Annotated in this window: 1 protein-coding gene; it reads left to right on the top strand. The window is 64.2% G+C overall.

Features of this window, described 5'->3' with window-relative positions; translation table 11 throughout:
- Positions 1–113 precede the first annotated feature (113 nt).
- The gene (locus AC2VOP_RS08610) at positions 114–1,757 is read left to right on the top strand and encodes an IS1634 family transposase (protein ID WP_486960576.1); all 1,644 of its coding nucleotides are present in this window, start codon (positions 114–116) and stop codon (positions 1,755–1,757) included.
- Positions 1,758–1,778: the final 21 nt, after the last annotated feature.

Below are 1,778 nucleotides of genomic sequence, written 5' to 3' on the forward strand. Positions count from 1 at the left end.
ACCTGAGTTGGGTCACTTTGGTCAGTTTCCGGCGATGGCGGTGCGCTGACCTGCGGTGATGTTTCTGCTTAGTGCACACGCTAGGCACTAATTTGGGTCAGTAGGCTCGCTGGATGGTCTGGATTAGGCGGGTGCGCACGGCCTCGGGCGCGACGGCGGTCCAGATCGCCGAATCCGTCGATGGCCGGCGCCGGATCATCCGCCATGTGGGCTCCGCGCGTGATGACGCCGAGCTCGGTCTGCTCATTGAGCAGGCCCAGCGGCTGTTGGCCGATGACACCCAGGGCGAGTTGGATCTGGGAATCACCCCGAAAGCCGTTCGAGCCCATATGGTTCCACCGCCAGCTGAAGCTCTGTTCACCGGCGATACGGGTCAACCCGCAGTGCGGGAGATCGTGACGAGGCCACGAGTGCTCAAGAGCTGCAACGGGCTGCTGTATGACGCCCTCGCCGGGGTGTACGCCAGCCTGGGCTTTGATGCGGTCGGCGATGAGGTCTTCCGTGACCTGGTGATCGCCCGGGTGGTGGAGCCGACCAGCCTGCTCGACGTCGATCGGGTCCTGGCCGAGCTGGGCCGCACCTCAGCGTCGCTGTCGACGCGCAAACGGACCCTGCGCCGCGCCGGCGCTGGCGGCTACCGCGACCAGATCGCCGTGGCCTGCTTCAACCATGCCCGCACCGCCGGTGATGTCAGCCTGGTGCTCTACGACGTCACCACGCTCTATTTCGAGGCCGACAACGAAGACGACCTCCGACGGGTCGGCTACTCCAAGGAACGCCGCGTCGACCCGCAGATCGTGGTCGGGCTGCTGGTCGACCGGTGCGGATTCCCGCTGGAGATCGGCTGCTTCGAAGGAAACAAGGCCGAAATTCTGACGATCGTGCCCATCGTGAAAGCGTTCCAGGCCCGCCACGACATCATCGACATGGTCGTCGTCGCTGATGCCGGCATGCTCGCCAGCGGCAACCTGCGCGAACTCGATGATGCCGGGTTGGGGTTCATCGTCGGATCAAGGGTCACCAAAGCCCCCAATGATCTAGCATCGCATTTCCATTGGCACGGTGAGCTTTTTAGCGACGGTCAGATCATCGACACCATCACCCCACGCGACCAACGCGGCACCGCCACCAAGACCAGCGACCCCAAACGCAAGGCCGAGCCCATCTGGGATCCGGCCACCCATACCAAGTCGTGGCGGGCGGTGTGGGCGTACTCCACCAAACGCGCGGTGCGCGACACCAAGACGCTGAACCTGCAGGAGAACAAGGCCCGCGCGGTCGTCGCCGGCGAGAAGGCCGCGCGCACACCGCGGTTCATCAAGAACCGCAATGGGTCCCAAGAACTCGACGAGGCATCGTTGCAGCGGGCTCGGCGGCTGGTCGGGCTCAAAGGCTACGTCACCAACATCGACGCCGCACTGATGCCCGCGACCGAAATCATCGCCAGCTACCACGACCTCTGGCACGTCGAGGCGTCCTTCCGGATGTCGAAATCCGACCTCGCCGCCAGGCCCATGTTCGCCCGCACTCGCGACGCCATCGAAGCCCATCTGACCATCGTGTTCACCGCACTGGCCCTCAGCCGCGAAGTCCAGACCCGCACCGGGCTGTCACTGCGACGATTCCTGCGCACCCTCAAGCCCCTGCGCTCGGCCACCATCGACCTCAACGGCGTCATCGCCACATTCCCGCCAGCCATCGACACCGAGGTCAAGACGATTCTGGATGCGCTGGAAACCGAAAACTCAAGGCACTAAGACAAATGACCCAACTCGGGT

This window comes from Mycobacterium sp. TH-M106 (assembly GCF_057473765.1).